General features: G+C 66.4%; 13 protein-coding genes. 6 read left to right on the forward strand and 7 right to left on the reverse strand.

Going from position 1 to position 15,593, the window contains the following annotated elements; genetic code table 11:
- Positions 1–18 precede the first annotated feature (18 nt).
- From msrB to IB268_RS17460, 4 genes are read left to right on the forward strand one after another with little or no spacing between them, the layout of a single operon-like run.
- Positions 19–417: a peptide-methionine (R)-S-oxide reductase MsrB gene (gene msrB, locus IB268_RS17445; RefSeq protein WP_054450538.1), complete on the forward strand. Its 399-nt coding sequence runs from the start codon at positions 19–21 to the stop codon at positions 415–417.
- Positions 418–996, forward strand: coding sequence for a septation protein A (locus IB268_RS17450; protein WP_054450536.1), 579 nt, complete (start codon positions 418–420; stop codon positions 994–996).
- A gap of 54 nt (positions 997–1,050) precedes the next feature.
- Positions 1,051–1,320 carry a BolA family transcriptional regulator gene (locus tag IB268_RS17455; protein WP_082400667.1) on the forward strand — a complete coding sequence of 90 codons (270 nt, stop codon included), beginning with the start codon at positions 1,051–1,053 and terminating at the stop codon, positions 1,318–1,320.
- A gap of 17 nt (positions 1,321–1,337) precedes the next feature.
- Positions 1,338–2,114, forward strand: coding sequence for a peptidylprolyl isomerase (locus tag IB268_RS17460; RefSeq protein WP_175164515.1), 777 nt, complete (start codon positions 1,338–1,340; stop codon positions 2,112–2,114).
- 84 nt (positions 2,115–2,198) lie between these two features.
- Here the strand turns inward: IB268_RS17460 and IB268_RS17465 are convergent, their stop codons facing one another.
- From IB268_RS17465 to IB268_RS17480, 4 genes are read right to left on the reverse strand one after another with little or no spacing between them, the layout of a single operon-like run.
- Positions 2,199–3,188, reverse strand: a complete 990-nt coding sequence (locus tag IB268_RS17465) for an alpha/beta fold hydrolase (RefSeq protein WP_192354568.1) — start codon at positions 3,186–3,188, stop codon at positions 2,199–2,201.
- 9 nt (positions 3,189–3,197) lie between these two features.
- Entirely contained in the window at positions 3,198–4,040 is an 843-nt protein-coding gene (locus IB268_RS17470) for a TauD/TfdA family dioxygenase (RefSeq protein WP_225588992.1), read from the reverse strand.
- A 20-nt stretch (positions 4,041–4,060) separates the two neighbouring features.
- The gene (locus tag IB268_RS17475) at positions 4,061–5,209 is read right to left on the reverse strand and encodes a Xaa-Pro peptidase family protein (protein ID WP_192354569.1); all 1,149 of its coding nucleotides are present in this window, start codon (positions 5,207–5,209) and stop codon (positions 4,061–4,063) included.
- A gap of 21 nt (positions 5,210–5,230) precedes the next feature.
- Entirely contained in the window at positions 5,231–6,211 is a 981-nt protein-coding gene (locus IB268_RS17480; protein WP_119450988.1) for a tripartite tricarboxylate transporter substrate binding protein, read from the reverse strand.
- A 149-nt stretch (positions 6,212–6,360) separates the two neighbouring features.
- On the opposite strand from IB268_RS17480, the gene IB268_RS17485 reads away from it, so the two are divergent.
- Positions 6,361–7,155 carry an IclR family transcriptional regulator C-terminal domain-containing protein gene (locus tag IB268_RS17485; protein WP_082400663.1) on the forward strand — a complete coding sequence of 265 codons (795 nt, stop codon included), beginning with the start codon at positions 6,361–6,363 and terminating at the stop codon, positions 7,153–7,155.
- A gap of 22 nt (positions 7,156–7,177) precedes the next feature.
- Here IB268_RS17485 and ligA read toward each other — a convergent pair whose 3' ends face one another.
- Genes ligA through smc form a run of 3 tightly spaced genes read right to left on the reverse strand, consistent with a single transcriptional unit; the run spans position 7,178 to position 13,946 of the window.
- The gene (gene ligA / locus IB268_RS17490) at positions 7,178–9,286 is read right to left on the reverse strand and encodes an NAD-dependent DNA ligase LigA (protein ID WP_054450524.1); all 2,109 of its coding nucleotides are present in this window, start codon (positions 9,284–9,286) and stop codon (positions 7,178–7,180) included.
- A complete protein-coding gene (locus IB268_RS17495; RefSeq protein ID WP_054450522.1) occupies positions 9,287–10,366 on the reverse strand; it encodes a cell division protein ZipA C-terminal FtsZ-binding domain-containing protein in 1,080 nt (359 codons plus the stop codon). It abuts the gene before it with no gap.
- 46 nt (positions 10,367–10,412) lie between these two features.
- The gene (smc, locus tag IB268_RS17500; RefSeq protein WP_054450521.1) at positions 10,413–13,946 is read right to left on the reverse strand and encodes a chromosome segregation protein SMC; all 3,534 of its coding nucleotides are present in this window, start codon (positions 13,944–13,946) and stop codon (positions 10,413–10,415) included.
- A 298-nt stretch (positions 13,947–14,244) separates the two neighbouring features.
- On the opposite strand from smc, the gene lplT reads away from it, so the two are divergent.
- On the forward strand, positions 14,245–15,558 hold the full coding sequence (gene lplT / locus IB268_RS17505) for a lysophospholipid transporter LplT (protein ID WP_054450519.1): 1,314 nt from the start codon (positions 14,245–14,247) through the stop codon (positions 15,556–15,558).
- Positions 15,559–15,593 lie beyond the last annotated feature (35 nt).

Below are 15,593 nucleotides of genomic sequence, written 5' to 3' on the forward strand. Positions count from 1 at the left end.
GGGACTCCAAGAGCTCATATGGACAAAGTACGAAAATCCGACGCCGAATGGCGGGCCCAGCTTTCCCCCGAAGAATACGTCGTCGCCCGTGAAAAGGGTACCGAACGGGCATTCACCGGGCGTTACTGGAATACGTTCTCTCACGGCATCTACCGCTGCGTGGGCTGTGGCACGGCGCTGTTCGCTTCCGACACCAAATTCGACGCCGGCTGCGGCTGGCCCAGCTACTTCCAGCCGCTGGACCCTGAACTGGTGCGCGAAGAGCGCGACACCACCCACGGCATGGTCCGCACCGAAGTGCTGTGCAACGTCTGCGACTCGCATCTGGGACACGTCTTCCCCGACGGCCCCGAACCCACCGGACTGCGCTACTGCATCAATTCCCTGTCGATGACGTTTGAACCCATAGAAGACTGAATGAAGAAGTTCCTGTTCGACCTGTTTCCGCTGTTCCTTTTCTTCATTGCGTATCGGTACACGGACATTTTCATCGCCACGGGCGTCGCCATGGCGGCGGCCGTGCTGCAGATCGTCTGGCTGAAAGCGACGGGCCGCGCCACCGAGGCCATGCATTGGATCAACCTGACCGTCATCCTGGTGTTCGGCGGGGCCACGATCTGGCTGCACAGCGACGTGTTCATCAAGTGGAAGCCCACGGTGCTGTACTGGCTGTTCGGCGGCGCGCTGGTCTTTGCGCGCTTGCTGTTCGGCCGCAACCTGATCCGCCGCCTGATGGAAAAGCAGATCCAGCTGCCCGACGCCGCCTGGGAACGCCTGAACCTGGTCTGGGCCGGCTTCTTCCTGATCGCGGGTGCGCTCAACCTGTATGTGGCGTTTTCCGGCCACTTCACCGAATCGCAGTGGGTCAGCTTCAAGGCCTTCGGCCTGATGGGCCTGATGGTGGTCTTCGTGATCGGCCAGTCGATCTGGCTGGGCAAGCATATCCAGACGGAGGAACAGGCCCCCTCCTCCGACACCCCGCCCCGCCAGCCCTGATCTCTTCCGACATCCATGGCCGGCGCGCCGCGCCGGAACCAACCCTCACTCCTCATGTCAGACACCACCGACCGCATTTCCCTGATCCGGGAGCGGCTAGCCGCCCTGGAACCTGTCAGTTTGGACATTCTGGACGACTCGCATTTGCATGCCGGCCACGAAGGCAGTAAAAACGGCGCCGGCCACTATCGCGTGATCATCGTAGCGCCTTGCTTCGCGGGGCTTTCGCCCGTTGCGCGGCATAGGCTGGTGTATCATCATTTGCAAGATTTGATCCCTTATCCGATTCATGCGCTTGCGCTAGATGCCCAGGCTCCCAAATAGAAAGTAAAAGGATATTCATGAAACGCATCGTCATGCTGGCTGCGGCCTGCGTCATCGCCGTGCCGGCTTTCGCTCAGAACGTGGCTACCGTCAACGGCAAGGCCATCTCGCAGAAGAGCCTGGATCAATTCGTCAAGCTGCTGGTCAGCCAGGGCGCCACCGATTCGCCGCAACTGCGCGAACAGGTCAAGCAGGAAATGATCAACCGCCAGATCTTCGTGCAAGCCGCCGAATCCAGCGGTATCGCCAAGCAGGCCGACGTCCAGACCGAAGTCGAACTGGCCCGCCAAGGCATCCTGGTCCGCGCCCTGATGGCCGACTACCTGGCCAAGCACCCCGTGTCGGACGCCAAGGTCACGGCCGAATACGAGAAGATCAAGAAGGAACAGGCCGGCAAGATGGAATACAAGGTCCGCCACATCCTCGTCGAAGACGAGAAGACGGCGAATGACCTGCTGGCCCAGATCAAGAGCAACAAGAGCAAGTTCAACGACCTGGCCAAGAAGAACTCCAAGGACCCCGGCAGCGCCGAAAAGGGCGGCGACCTGGGTTGGGCTCCCCCGACCAACTACGTCCAGCCGTTCGCGCAAGCCGTGACGCAGCTGAAGAAGGGCGAAATGGTCGACAAGCCGGTCCAGACCCAGTACGGCTGGCACATCATCGTGGTCGACGACACCCGTCCGGTGGAATTCCCGCCGCTCGACCAGGTGCGCCCGCAACTGGAAGAAATGCTGCGCCAGCAAACCCTGGCCGACTACCAGAAGGAACTGCGCGAAAAGGCCAAGATCCAGTAAGCCTTGCCGCACAGATGAAAAATGCCCGCGCAAGCGGGCATTTTTTCGCCCGGGTTTTCCTGCGCCGGGGTGGCACAGCCTCTGCTATGCCAGCGCCTGCCGCAGCTGGGCATCCCACAGACGGCCTTCCAGCAGCGGCGACAGATGGCCGTAGCGCCCAGCCACGCTGGTCTGGACAATATGGGCGGGATACGCGATCCGCGCCCCCGCGCCCGGATCGTCGGGCGCAAAGAGTTCGTCGGATACGCAGCGCAGCCAACGCACGGGCGTAGCGGTTTCCAGCAGCGCGTCGCGCACGTCGTAGCGGCAGGCGGACGTCCTGAGCGCCGCCATGGACCACGGTGAAAAACGCGCCGCCCAGGCCTGCGCCTCGGCCCGCAAACGCTGCTCCGCGGCGGGTTCGCCCGCATCGGCCAGCCATTGCGCGTAGCCATAGCGACGCAGGGTTGCGCAGCGCAATTCGACCCATTCGTTCCAGGCATGCGCATCGCCCGCGTCGAGGGCGGCGGCGATGCGGCGCAGGCGCTGCGCGTCCGCCATGCTGCCGCCGCCGCGCGGCGCCGACGCCAGCGCCACCACCCGCCCGACGGGCAGCGGCGCGGCCACGGCCCACTGGAAGGCCTGATAGCCGCCGTAGGAATAACCCACCACCGCATCCAGGCGCTCGACGCCGATCGCGCGCAGCCATTCCCCCTGCAGGCGCACGCCATCGGCAATCGATATGTCAGGAAATGCGCTGGCGGCCGCCCCGATCGGCGCGCTGCTGCCGAAACAGGATCCCAACGCGTTCGGCGCCAGCACGCAGGTATCGCGCGTGTCCAGCGCCGCTCCCGGCCCCAGCCAGGGACTGGCCCAGCCGGCATCGGGATGGACCTCTCCCTCGGCCGCAAGCAAGGCCTGGTGGCTGCCGGATATGCCATGCAGCAGCAACACCACGGCGCGCGCGCGCTCCGGCGGCGGACCGTAGCGGGCCCAGGCCAGCCGGACCGGCGCCAGCGTTCCCCCGCCGTCCAATGGCAAGGCTTCCAACTGCGTCACGCCACCGGCGCGACCTGAGGGCTGACGGGTGGACATCGGCAGCGCCTAAACGGGACGTTCGCCCATGACCGTGGTGCGGTAGATCGTGCGCCGCATGCTGGCCGGCAGTTCACGGGTGGTGGCCTTGTGCATCACGCAGCGGTTGTCCCACATGACCACGTCGCCCGGCTCCCATTGCAGCGCGTACTGGTACTGCTCCTGCGTGCAATGCGCGAACAGGCGGTCCAGCAATTCCTGGCTGTCCGCCTCGCCCCAGCCAGACACCTCGGCGGTCATGCCGGGATGGACGTAGAGCGCCTTGCGGCCCGTCTCGGGATGCGTGCGCACGATGGGATGTTCGACGTCAGGCGTGCCGGCCAGTTGGCTGGCGTCCATCTTCACCTGGGTGCCTTCGTCGGCCCTGGTGTTCTTGCGCCGGTAGCGGTGCACCGCCCGCAGGCCCGCCAATTGGCTTTGCACGGCGCCGTCCAGTTCCTCGTAGGCCTGGTACATGTTGACGAACAGGGTGTTGCCGCCTTCCGGTGGAATCTGTTGCGCATTCAGAATGGTGGCCTTGGCCGGGCATTCGCGGAAGGCGAAATCCGAATGCCAGTACGAACCGCCGTCGGCGATGCCCGCCGGCACGCCGTTCTTGACCTCGTTGGAAAGCACGAATATCTCGGGATACTCGGGATGGTTGTACTGGGCCAGCACGTGGATATCCAGCTCGCCCAGGCGGCGGCTGAAGCGCAACTGGCCCTCGGGCGAGAGGCGCTGGTTCTTGAAGACCAGCAACTGGTGGCGCAGGAACAGCGCATTCACATCCGCGAAGGCGGCGTCGTCCAGGGTTTCCAGATCCACGCCATGGACGGCCGCGCCGATCAGCGGGCTCAGGGGTATCGCTTTCATCATCAGGCTCCGGCAGAGGTTCAGGGAAGGCGGTGCACGCGGGCCTCGGTGCGCACCAGCGGCTCGGCGCCGCGCTCTCCGATCAGCACCGGATACTCCAGCCGCATGCCGCCCACGCCCGGGCGGTACAGGTGCGTGCCCAACGCCACCACCATGCCAGGCGTCACGACGTCGCGGCTGCGCAGGTTGATGAAGGGCCGGGTACGCGCGCAGGTGCCCAGGCCGTGGCCGAACAGGGGCAGGCCGAACTCGCTCAGTCCGTGCTTTTCGAACACGGCAATGCCGCGGCTGGCGCACTCCGCTATCGGCCGGCCCGGCGTCAACGATGCCAGCATGGTCTGCACGGTCTCTTCCCAGCAATCGATCAGCTTGCTCTGGACCGGGTCGGGCTTGCCCAGGAACACGGGCAATGCCGTATCCGCCATGTAGAGGTCCAGCAAGGGATGCAGGTCCAGGATCACGAATTCGTTCGGCTGGATGACGCGGTCGGTCGCCTGCTGAGTCACGCCGCGCAGGAATCCCGTGCGCTCGCCGGCCCCGACTTCGGTACCGCCCGTCACCGCCCAGGACCAGGTGCTGCCCCGTTGCCGGATCGCACGCTCGATTTCGCCGGCGATCTCGTTCTCGGTCGCTCCGACCCGCACCGCATTCATGCCCTGCTCGAAACCGTAGTCCGAGACTTCCGCCGCATGGCGCAGGCGCTCGATCTCGGCAGCGTCCTTGATCAGCATGACGTCGTCGATCACGTCCACGCCGTTCGCGAAACGGATGTCGGGCAGATGGCTGGTGAGGTCGAAGTACTCGGCCGCAGTCAGCATGCCCGGCGCCACCTGCGCCGCCCCGGGGTGCGACAGGTCCAGCGCCACCTTGCCACGCGTCAGTCCGTGATGCTCCAGGCGCTGGCGTATCAGTTGCGGAAAGTCGGAAAACTCGAACTCGTACATTTCCATCTCATGGCCTTCCACCCGCACTCGCGAGGCGTCCATGGCCCAGTAGATGAATTCGCAGTGGCCGTCAGCCGTGACCAGCACGGCGCCGCGCCAGGGCATGAATGCACCGCTCAGGTAGTGCAGCGCGCCCTGGCGGGTGCCCAGGTAGGCATCGAAGCCGAGTTCGCGCGCGTGTTGGGCGACGCGCTTGCGGCGCGCCTGAAAATCGATGGACTGCATGTGTCACTCCTCCTTGGGGATTCAGGAAACGGATGCGCCGGAAGCCTTGACGACAGGCGCCCATTTCTCGGTTTCATCGGCTGTGAAGCGCGCAAAGTCGTCGGGCTTGCTGGCCACCGGATCCGCGGCCTGCGAAACAAGTTGTTCGCGCACGCGGGGATCGGCCAGCGCCTTGGCAATTTCCTGCTGCAGGCGTTCGACGATGGGACGCGGCGTGCCGGCGGGCGCGAACACGCCGATCCAGGACGTCATGGCATAGCCCGGCAGGGTTTCGGCCACGGTGGGGATGTCGGGTGCGGCTGGGGAACGTTCCGGCCCGGTCACGGCGATTGCGCGCAGCTTGCCGGACTTGATCAGGGGCTGGGCGATGACCAGGCTGTCGAAGGCCAGGTCGGCCTGTCCGCCGATCACGTCCGTGAGCGCGGGCAGGCTGCCCTTGTACGGGATGTGCTGCATCTGCACGCCGGCCATCTCGTTGAACAGTTCGCCCGACATGTGCATGGACGTGCCGCTGCCGCCCGAGGCGCGGTTGAGCTTGCCGGGGTTGGCCTTGGCATAGGCGATGAGGTCTGCCACCGAGTGGATCGGGAGCTTCGGGTTGACCACCACCACCAGCGGATACGACACGACCTGCGTCACCGCCGTGAAGTCCTTCAACGGCTGGAACGGCATGGACTTGTACAGGGTCTGGTTGATGGCGTTGGTGCCTATCGTGCCCATCAGGATCGTGTAGCCGTCCGGCGCCGCCTTGGCCACGGCGTCCGCCCCGATATTGCCGCCCGCCCCGGGCTTGGCCTCGACGATGACCGATACGCCCATGCTCTGCGTCATGCGTTCGGCCAGCAACCGGGTGACGATTTCAGTGGGTCCGCCGGCCGCGGCGGGCACGACGAAGCGGATGGGTTTGCTGGGATAGGCCTCGGCCGCGCCGGCGACGGAACTGGCCGCCGCCCCCGCCGCCAGGGCGCATGCGCCCAAGGCGCGCAATAGTCTCCTGCACATGGCATGTCTCCGTTGTTGCGGGACGTACCGGGCGGGTGCCCTGGCCGACCCATCTAATTAACGAACAATTGTTCGCTAGTTGGCATTTTATGAAGATTGCCACGGATGTCAAACTACAATCGAGCCTCCAACGACAAGACTGCCGATACATGGACACGACATTGCCGGAACCGAAAGAAAGGAAAGAGGAGTTTCTCGACAGCCTGGCCAACGGCCTGCAATTGCTGCAGATCTACGCCACGGGCGTGGCCAGCGTGACCGTGCAGGAGGCCGCGGAACAACTGGACGTGACGCGCGCGGCGTCGCGGCGCATTCTGCTGACGCTGGAAAAACTGGGCTATGTGCGGCAGGACGGCAGGAATTTCTCGCCCACGCCCAAGGTCATGGACCTGGGTTATGCGTATTTCGCTTCGCTAAGCCTGCCCAAACTGACTCGCGCGACCATGCGCGAAGTCGCGCAGACCGTAGGGGAAACCTGCTCGCTGGGCGTGCTGGACCGGCAACATGTCGTGTTCCTGGCGCGCGAAGAAGGCCCCAAGCTGCTCAAGCTGGACCTGTCGGTGGGCAGCCGCCTGCCCGCCTACGCCCACTCCCTGGGCCGCACGCTGCTATCGACGCTGGACGACGAGGCGCTCGACGCATATCTGGAAAGCGCGGACCTGAAGCGCCTGACGCCCTACACGACCGTGTCGCGCAGCGCCCTGCGCAAGCTGATCCGGCAGGTGCGCCAGGACGGCTACTGCATTTCGGTCAGCGAATTGGTGGATGGTTTCGCGGGCGTGGCCGTGCCGCTGTACAACCACGAAGGCCGCGCGGTGGCGGGCCTGAGCGTCAGCATGGTGCTGGGCTCCCGCCAGCCCGACGAATTGAAGCAACAGCATCTGCCGGCCTTGCAGCGCGCCGCCGCCGCCATCCGCGACATGATGCCGCGCAGCACCATCTGATTCTGTGCCTGGGCGGGCGGCCTCAGCCGCCCTGTTCGCCCAGCAAGGCTTTCAGGCCGTCCTCGTCCAGCACCGCCACGCCCAGTTCCTGGGCCTTGGCGAGCTTGCTGCCGGAATCCTCGCCGGCCACCAGATAGGCCGTCTTCTTGGACACCGAACCGCTGACCTTGCCGCCCGCCGCCTGGATGCGCATCGAGGCTTCTTCGCGCGTCCAATTGGGCAGCGTGCCGGTCAGCACGAAGGTCTTGCCGGCCAGCGTCGTAGCCTGCGGCGCAGCCTCGGCCACGGGATTCACGCCCTGCGACTTCAGCTGTTCGATCACGTCGCGATTGTGCTGCTCGGCGAAGAAACGGCGGATCGAGGCTGCCACCACCGGCCCCACGTCGGGCACGGAGGACAAGGCGTCTTCATCGGCGTCCATGATGGCGTCGATGCTGCCGAAATGGCGCGCCACGTCGCGCGCCGTGGTCTCGCCCACATGGCGGATGCCCAGCGCGTACAGCAGGCGGTTCAAGCCGGGGGCGCGCGCCTTGTCGATGGCGGCCACCAGGTTGTCGGCGGACTTCTGGCCCATGCGGTCCAGGCCTACCAATTCCAGCGGACGCAGGCTGTACAGGTCGGCCAGGGTCTTGACCCGGCCGCTGTCGACCAGTTGATCCACCAGTTTTTCACCCAGGCCTTCAATGTCCAACGCCTTGCGGCTGGCGGCGTGCCAGAGCGTCTGCTTGCGCTGCGCGCCGCAGAACAGGCCGCCGGTGCAGCGCGCGATGGTCTCGTCTTCCAGGCGTTCGATGGCCGAGCCGCAGACCGGACAGGCCGTGGGCATGACGAATTCACGGGCGTCGTCCGGGCGCTTGTCCAGCACCGGGCCCAGCACTTCGGGGATCACGTCGCCCGCGCGGCGCACGATGACGGTATCGCCGATGCGCACGTCCTTGCGGCGGATCTCGTCTTCGTTGTGCAGCGTGGCGTTGGTGACGGTGACGCCGCCCACGAACACGGGCTTCAGGCGCGCGACCGGCGTGATGGCGCCGGTGCGGCCCACCTGCACTTCGATATCGACCAAGGTGGTGGTGGCTTCCTCGGCGGCGAACTTGTGCGCCAGCGCAAAACGCGGCGCGCGCGCGACGAAACCCAGCACCTTCTGCGCCGGCAGCGAATCCACCTTGTAGACCACGCCATCGATGTCGTAGGGCAGCTCAGGCCGCAGTTTGCCAACCTTGGCGTAGAAGGCCATCAGGCCCTCGGCGCCGCTGGCGCGGTGGTTGTGCTTGACGTTGACCGGCAGGCCCAGCGAGGCCAGCCAGTCCAGCATGGCGCCATGGGATTTCTCGGGCAATTGCGAGGCTTCGGCCGCCCCCGCCGAGGCTTCGGCGAACAGCCCTCCCTGGGAGCCCGCCAAGCCCTGGACCTCGCCCCAGCCATAGGCAAAGAAGCGCAGCGGCCGCTTGGCGGTGATGCGCGGATCCAGCTGACGCAGGCTGCCCGCGGCGGCGTTGCGCGGATTGACGAAGACTTTTTCGTCGCGCTTGGCCTGGGCCTGGTTCAGTTTTTCGAAGTCGGCGCGGTTCATCAGGACTTCGCCGCGGACTTCCAGCACCTTGGGGTATGCCCCTTTGAGCTGCAGCGGAATCGCCTTGATCGTGCGGATGTTGGAGGTGACGTCTTCGCCCGTCTGGCCGTCGCCGCGGGTCGCGGCCTGCACCAGGCGGCCGTCCTCGTAGCGCAGGCTGATCGCCAGCCCGTCCAGCTTGAGCTCGCAGAAGTAATCGGCTTGCTGCGCCGGCCCCAGCAGGCCCGCGCCGCGCAGCGTGTCGGTGACGCGGCGGTCGAAGGCGGTCACGTCTTCTTCGTCGAAGGCGTTGCCCAGCGACAGCATCGGCACGACATGGCGTACGCTGCCAAAGGCCGAAACAGGCGCCGCGCCCACGCGTTGCGTCGGCGACTCAGGCGTCACCAGCTCCGGATGCTCGGCCTCCAGCGCCTGCAGTTCGCGCATCAGCCGGTCGTACTCGGCGTCCGAGATCGACGGATCGTCGTAGACGTAGTAGCGGACGTTGTGCTGTTCGATTTCGGCGCGCAAGCGCGCCGCGGCCTGCGCCGCGTTTTCACCGCCAGTCGCGCCGCTCATTTATGCAAACACCCTTAGGGCGCGCTCGCTGCCAGCGGGCAGGCCCGCTTGTTCGAGCTGGCCGAACAGCACCTGCAGACGCTCGTCGATGACCGTTTCCGAACCATCGGCCAGCGGCTTGCCCTGGTCGTCCACCAGGTCCGCGCGCAGGCGAGCGGCCAAGTCGCGGCCCACGTCGACCATGCGGCCGAAAGCGCGCTCGTCCGCCGGGCTGCAAGGCACGTCCAGTAGCAGGTACAGACGTTCGATGCCGCCCATGCCGGCATCGAATGCCGCACCGTCGCCGCGCGCCAGCGTGAAACGGGCTACGCCGTTTTCCGCCAGCCAGGCCAGGCGGCTGCCGTCGGCAACGAAGCCCATGTCGCGCGCCACGGACAGGACCTCGGCGGCGGGCTGGGCGGCGCCCAGCAGCAGGGTCAGGCCGACCTGGGTGTCCAGGGCGGCGCAGGTGTCGTCCAATCGGGCGCCCTGCTCCAGTACGGCCTGCTGGTCCGGACCTTCGATGGTGGCGTCGAAACGCTCGGCCATGTCCTGGGCGCGAGCCCAGGCCTGCGACCATTCGATGGCGGTCAGCGGGCCGCTGCGATTGGCCAGCAGCACGGCCAGCTGCATGGAGGCGTAGGATTCGCCGGCGTGGACGCGCGCGCGGTGGCGGCGCTGATCGGTTTCGGCGAACACGCGCATGGGCTTGCGGCCCACGTGGCGCAGGCTTTGCATGTAGGGCAGCAAATCGGCGCCGCGCACGGCGTCGGCGAAGTTGATCTCGATGACCACCTCGCAAGCGGGATCGGGTTCTTCGGTATCGTCGGCATCGCTGCCGGCATCGACCGGGGCCGGCTGACCGGGCTGGGCACGGGCGCTCTCGCCGCCCATGCCAGGCTCACGGCGCGCCGCCGCTGCGCCCGCGGTTGCAGACGCGCCGGCTGCCGCGCCCGCCCCCAACAGCGGATCCTGCTCGGTGGAGGGGAAATGGGTCTGCATCTTGCGCCGGACGCGCCGGTCCTGCCACCAGTTGAATCCCAGCACCAGCAGTATCAGCAATACGCCCAGGGCTATCAGCCCGATCTGCAAATCACTCATGTATCAATCCCGCGCCGAAACCCCGACGCCCTTCTGAATATTGGGTTTATGCCGCTTCGGAGGCCATCATCTGGACGGCCGAGTCTATGTCTACCGCAACGATACGCGAAACCCCTTGCTCTTGCATGGTTACACCGATCAGTTGCTTGGCCATCTGCATCGCGATCTTGTTGTGCGAGATGAACAGGAACTGGGTCTGCTCGCTCATGTTGGCGACCAGGTTCGCATAGCGTTCGGTGTTGGCGTCGTCCAGCGGCGCGTCCACCTCGTCCAGCAGGCAGAACGGCGCGGGGTTGAGCTTGAACAGCGCGAACACCAGGGCGGTCGCGGTCAGGGCCTTTTCGCCGCCGGACAGCAGGTGGATGGTGCTGTTGCGCTTGCCTGGAGGCTGAGCCATGACCTGCACCCCGGCATCGAGGATTTCCTCGCCCGTCATGGTCAGCTTGGCCTCGCCGCCGCCGAACAACTTGGGGAACAGCTCGCCGAAGTGGCCGTTGACGACGTTGAAGGTTTCTTGCAGCAGCTCGCGGGTTTCGCGGTCGATCTTGCGGATGGCGTCCTCGAGGGTCTCGATGGCGGTCATCAGGTCCTGATGCTGCGAATCGAGGAAGCCCTTGCGCTCGCGCGAGGTATTCAATTCGTCCAGCGCCGCCAGGTTGACCGAGCCCAGGGCTTCGATCTGGCGTGAAATACGGCTGACTTCGGACTGCAGCCAGCTGGCGCGGCGCCATTCGTCGGGCTGATTGGCCAGATCCTGGGCCAGCGCCTCGCGGTCGACCTCGCGCGCGTTCAGCTGTTCGGTGAACTGCTCTTCAGCCAGGCGCGCGGCCTGTTCCTGCAGCTGCAGTTCCATGATGCGGGCGCGCCGCGGCTCCAGCGTCTGTTCCTGCTGCAGGCGGTCTTCGTCCGCGCCGCGCAGCAGGGCCGCCAGATTTTCCAGTTCCTGGCGGGCGCGCGACAGCGCTTCCTCGCGCTCGGCGCGCGCTTCCAGGGCGTCCTGCAAGCCAGCCTGGGACGCCGAGGCGTCCAGCTCGGCCAGGTCCACCAGCAGCTGTTCCAGCTCGACGCTGCCGCGCTGGCTTTGGTCGGCCGCCAATTGCTGGTTGCGCTGCAGATCGGTGATACGCACCTGGATGCCGCGCTCGGCGAATTCGGCTTCCTGGGCGGCGCGTTCCAGTTCGCGCAGGCCGGCGCGGGCTGCTTCGGCCTGCGCCGCCAGGGTTTCACCGTCGATCTCGGCGTCGGCGAAACGGGATTGGTGTTCGGCCAGCTCTTCGTCCAGCGCCTCGAAGCGGGCTTCCGCCTCTTCGCGGGTGGCGCGCAAGTCTTCTTCCTGGACCTTGATCTCTTCCAGGTCCTGGCGCAGACGCGAGGCGCGCTCGCCGGACTGTTCGGCCTGCTGCTGCAGGCGCGAGTGTTCCAGCTGGATGTCGTGCACCCGGCGCGTGACCTCGGCCACGCGCTGGCGCGCCGGGGCGATGGCCTGGGACACTTGCTGCCAGGCGGCTTCGGCGCGGGCGACCGCGGCGCGCGCCTGGTCGGCGATCAGTTGCTGGGCCTTGATCTCGCGTTGCAGGTTCTCGATTTCCTGCTGGCGCGCCAACAGGCCGGCCTGCTCGGAATCCGGCGCGTAGAAACGCACGCTGTGGGCGTCGACCAGATGGCCGGCCTTGACCACGCAGGCGCCGCCCGCGGGCAGGCTGGCGCGCATGGCCAGCGCCTGGGTCACGTCGGTAGCCGTGTAGATGCCGCCCAGCCACTCATTCAGCAGCGTGCGCAGGTCGGGATCGGTGATGCGCAGCAGGCTGGCGAGCGACGTCAGGCCGGCGGGCGCGGCGGGCGTCGGCGCCGCGGCGGGCAACTGGTAGAAAGCCAGCCGGGCCGGCGGCGCATCTTCGGCGAAGGCGCGGGCCCAATCCAGGTTGCGCACTTCCATGGAAGCCATGCGCTCGCGCAGGGCGGCTTCCAGGGCGGTTTCCCAGCCGGGTTCGATGTGCAGCTTCTGCCACAGGCGCGACAACCCGGCCAGTTCATGCTTGGCCAGCCAGGGTTCCAGCGCCCCCTGCTTCTGCACGTCTTCCTGCAGCTTCACAAGGGCCGACAGGCGGGCTTCCAGGCGCGCCAGGTTCTGCACGTCGGTCTGGGCGGCGGCCTGGGCGCGGCTGCGCTCGGCGTCCGCTTCGGGCACGCGGCCTTCCAGGGTGGCCAGTTCTTCCTGGGCTTCCTCGAGCTGGTCCTCGCCGGCGGCTCGGTCGCCAGCCAGTTGCTCCAGGCGCACCGGATCGGGACTGTGCAGTTCGCGCAGTTCCTGTTGCAGGCGCTCGCGGCGCTGGTCCAGGGCCTGCATCTGGCGGTCCGCGTCGCGCTGCGACTGGGCCACCAGGGCAAGATTCTGCTCGACGCGGGCCAGCGCGGCGCGCATCTCGTCGCGCCCCGAGGCGGCTTCGCGCACGCGCTGCTCCACGGCCGGCAGCGCGGCCTGGGCGTCCTCGGCCTTGGCGCGCGCCTCTTCGGTGCGGGCGGCGCCGGCGGCCAGGTCTTCCTCGGCCTGGGCGATCTGTTCGGTGCAATGCTCGCGCTGGGCGGTCCACTCGCCGATCTGCTGCTGCAGCTGATCGCGACGCGCCTGCAGGCGGTTGCGGGAATCCACCACGTGACGGATTTCGGCTTCCAGGCGGCTGACCTGCGCATTGGCTTCGTACAGCCCGCCCTGGGCGGTGTGCACCGCGTCGCTGGCGGCGTAGTGGGCCTGGCGGCGGGATTCCAGCGCAGCTTCGCCCGCCCGCAGGCCGGCGATGGCGGCTTCCAGTTCATTCTGGGCCTGGGCCATCTCCTGGGCTTTCTTGGCGCGCTCTTCGCGCGCGCCGGTTTCCTTCAGGAACCACAGCGCATGCTGCTTCTTTTCGCCGTCGGCCTGGAGTTCGCGGTAGCGCGTGGCCACTTCGGCCTGCGCTTCCAGCTTTTCCAGCTGATTGTTGAGTTCGCGCAGGATGTCTTCGACGCGGGTCAGGTTTTCGCGCGTGTCGGACAGGCGATTCTCGGTCTCGCGACGCCGTTCCTTGTAGCGCGACACCCCTGCCGCCTCTTCCAGGAACACCCGCAGTTCTTCGGGGCGCGCCTCGATCAGGCGGTTGATCATGCCCTGGCCAATGATGGCGTAGCCGCGAGCACCCAGGCCGGTGCCCAGGAAGATGTCGTGGATGTCGCGGCGGCGGACCTGCTGGTTGTTGACGAAGTAGCTGCTGGTGCCATCGCGGGTCAGCACCCGGCGCACGGCGATTTCCGCGTAGGTGCTCCACTGGCCGGCGGCGCGCCCCTCGCTGTTGTCGAACACCATTTCCACCGAGGCCCGCGCCGCGGGCTTGCGGTTGCCGGAGCCGTTGAAAATGACGTCCTGCATGGACTCGCCGCGCAGTTCCGAGGCCTTGGCCTCGCCCAGCACCCAGCGCACGGCGTCAATGATGTTCGATTTTCCGCAGCCATTGGGACCCACCACGCCCACCAGTTGGCTGGGCACGGGAATCACGGTGGGATCGACGAAGGACTTGAAGCCGGCGAGTTTTAGCTGAGTAAGACGCACAGTACGATGACGACGGGGTGGGTTGAACGAAAGGCGTTAACGGACCTGCCGCACAGATTGCAAACCGGCCCCTGGAGGGCCGGCGCACATATGGGTCGTATGATACCGCAGGCAGTCTGTCCCCAAACGTCAGCAAGGGTCAAGGCGTGTTGTCCCTGAGGCTTGCCGGCGGTCAATCCGCGGGCAAACGCTCAATGGCCGCCGTCTGGGGTCCGGCTATACTCCCTGACACTTTTTTGCACGACACATAAATTTTCACGCGGACTGGCCGGGGCCAGGCCTGAGAACGGGGACATTCTTGAAACGTGGTTTCTATCTGGTCATGGCCGCGCAGGCCTTCTCGTCATTGGCGGACAACGCGCTGTTCATCGCAGCCATCGCCTTGATACAGGAACTGCATGGGCCGGACTGGATGGCGCCCATGATGAAGTGGTCGTTTGCGCTGGCTTATGTCGTGCTGGCCGCCTTTGTCGGGGCACTGGCGGACTCCTTCCCCAAGGGCCGCGTGATGTTCTCCACCAATGCCCTGAAAGTGACCGGCTGCATGCTGATGTTCTCGTATGCCAGCATCGGCGTCGCCCCCGAATACCAGACCTACCTGGTCTGCGCGGCCTACGGCATCGTCGGCATCGGCGCCGCGGCCTACTCTCCCGCCAAGTACGGCATCGTCACGGAAATGCTGCCCCCGGCCATGCTGGTCAAGGGCAACAGCTGGATCGAGGGCCTGACGGTCTTCTCCATCATCCTGGGCACGGTGCTGGGCGGCCTGCTGATCTCGTCCTCGGTTTCCACCGCCCTGCTCAGCCATTCCTTCATCGGCAAGCTGGTCCACACCCCGGCCGAAGCCGCGATCCTGGTCATCGCCTTCGTGTACCTGCTGGCGGCGCTGTGCAACCTGCTGATTCCGCACACCCACGTGCGCTACCCGCCGCAACAAAAGAACCCGGTACGGCTCATCCGCACCTTCTGGGGCTATGTCTGTGTGCTCTGGAAAGACAAGCTGGGCCAGATCTCGCTGGCCGTCACCACCCTGTTCTGGGGCGCGGGCGCCACGCTGCAGTTGATCGTCATCGAATGGGGCCGCAGCCATCTCGGATACCAGCTGGACAAGGCCTCGATGCTGATGGGCGTGGCCGCGCTGGGCACCGTCGTCGGCTCCATCCTGGCCGGCCGCATTCCGCTGCGCCGCGCGCTGGCCGTGTTGCCGGTCGGCGCCGCCATGGGCCTGGTCGTGCTGCTGATGCCGCTGGTCTACTCGCCCTGGAGCGTCTACCTGCTGCTGCTGATCACGGGCGGCCTGGCCGGTTTCTTCGTCGTGCCGATGAACGCGCTGCTGCAGCACCGCGGCCACGTGCTGCTGTCGGCCGGCCACTCCATCGCCGTGCAGAACTTCAACGAACAGCTCAACATCCTGCTGATGGTCGCCATGTACACGCTGCTGCTGTGGCTGCAGCTGCCCATCAACATCATCATCGTGATCTTCGGCACCGTGGTCGCCGTGCTGATGGTGGTCTTCATGCGCTGGAGCAAGCGCAACCTGCAGGCCAACCCGGAACTGCACGACCAGATCGGCCAGGAAGGCCATGGGCGCGCGCTGGACTCCACGCACTAGGCGCGCGATTCCGCTGCCATGGAAAAACCGGGCTG

Source organism: Achromobacter sp. ACM01 (assembly GCF_014851745.1).
Lineage (GTDB): Bacteria > Pseudomonadota > Gammaproteobacteria > Burkholderiales > Burkholderiaceae_B > Achromobacter > Achromobacter aegrifaciens.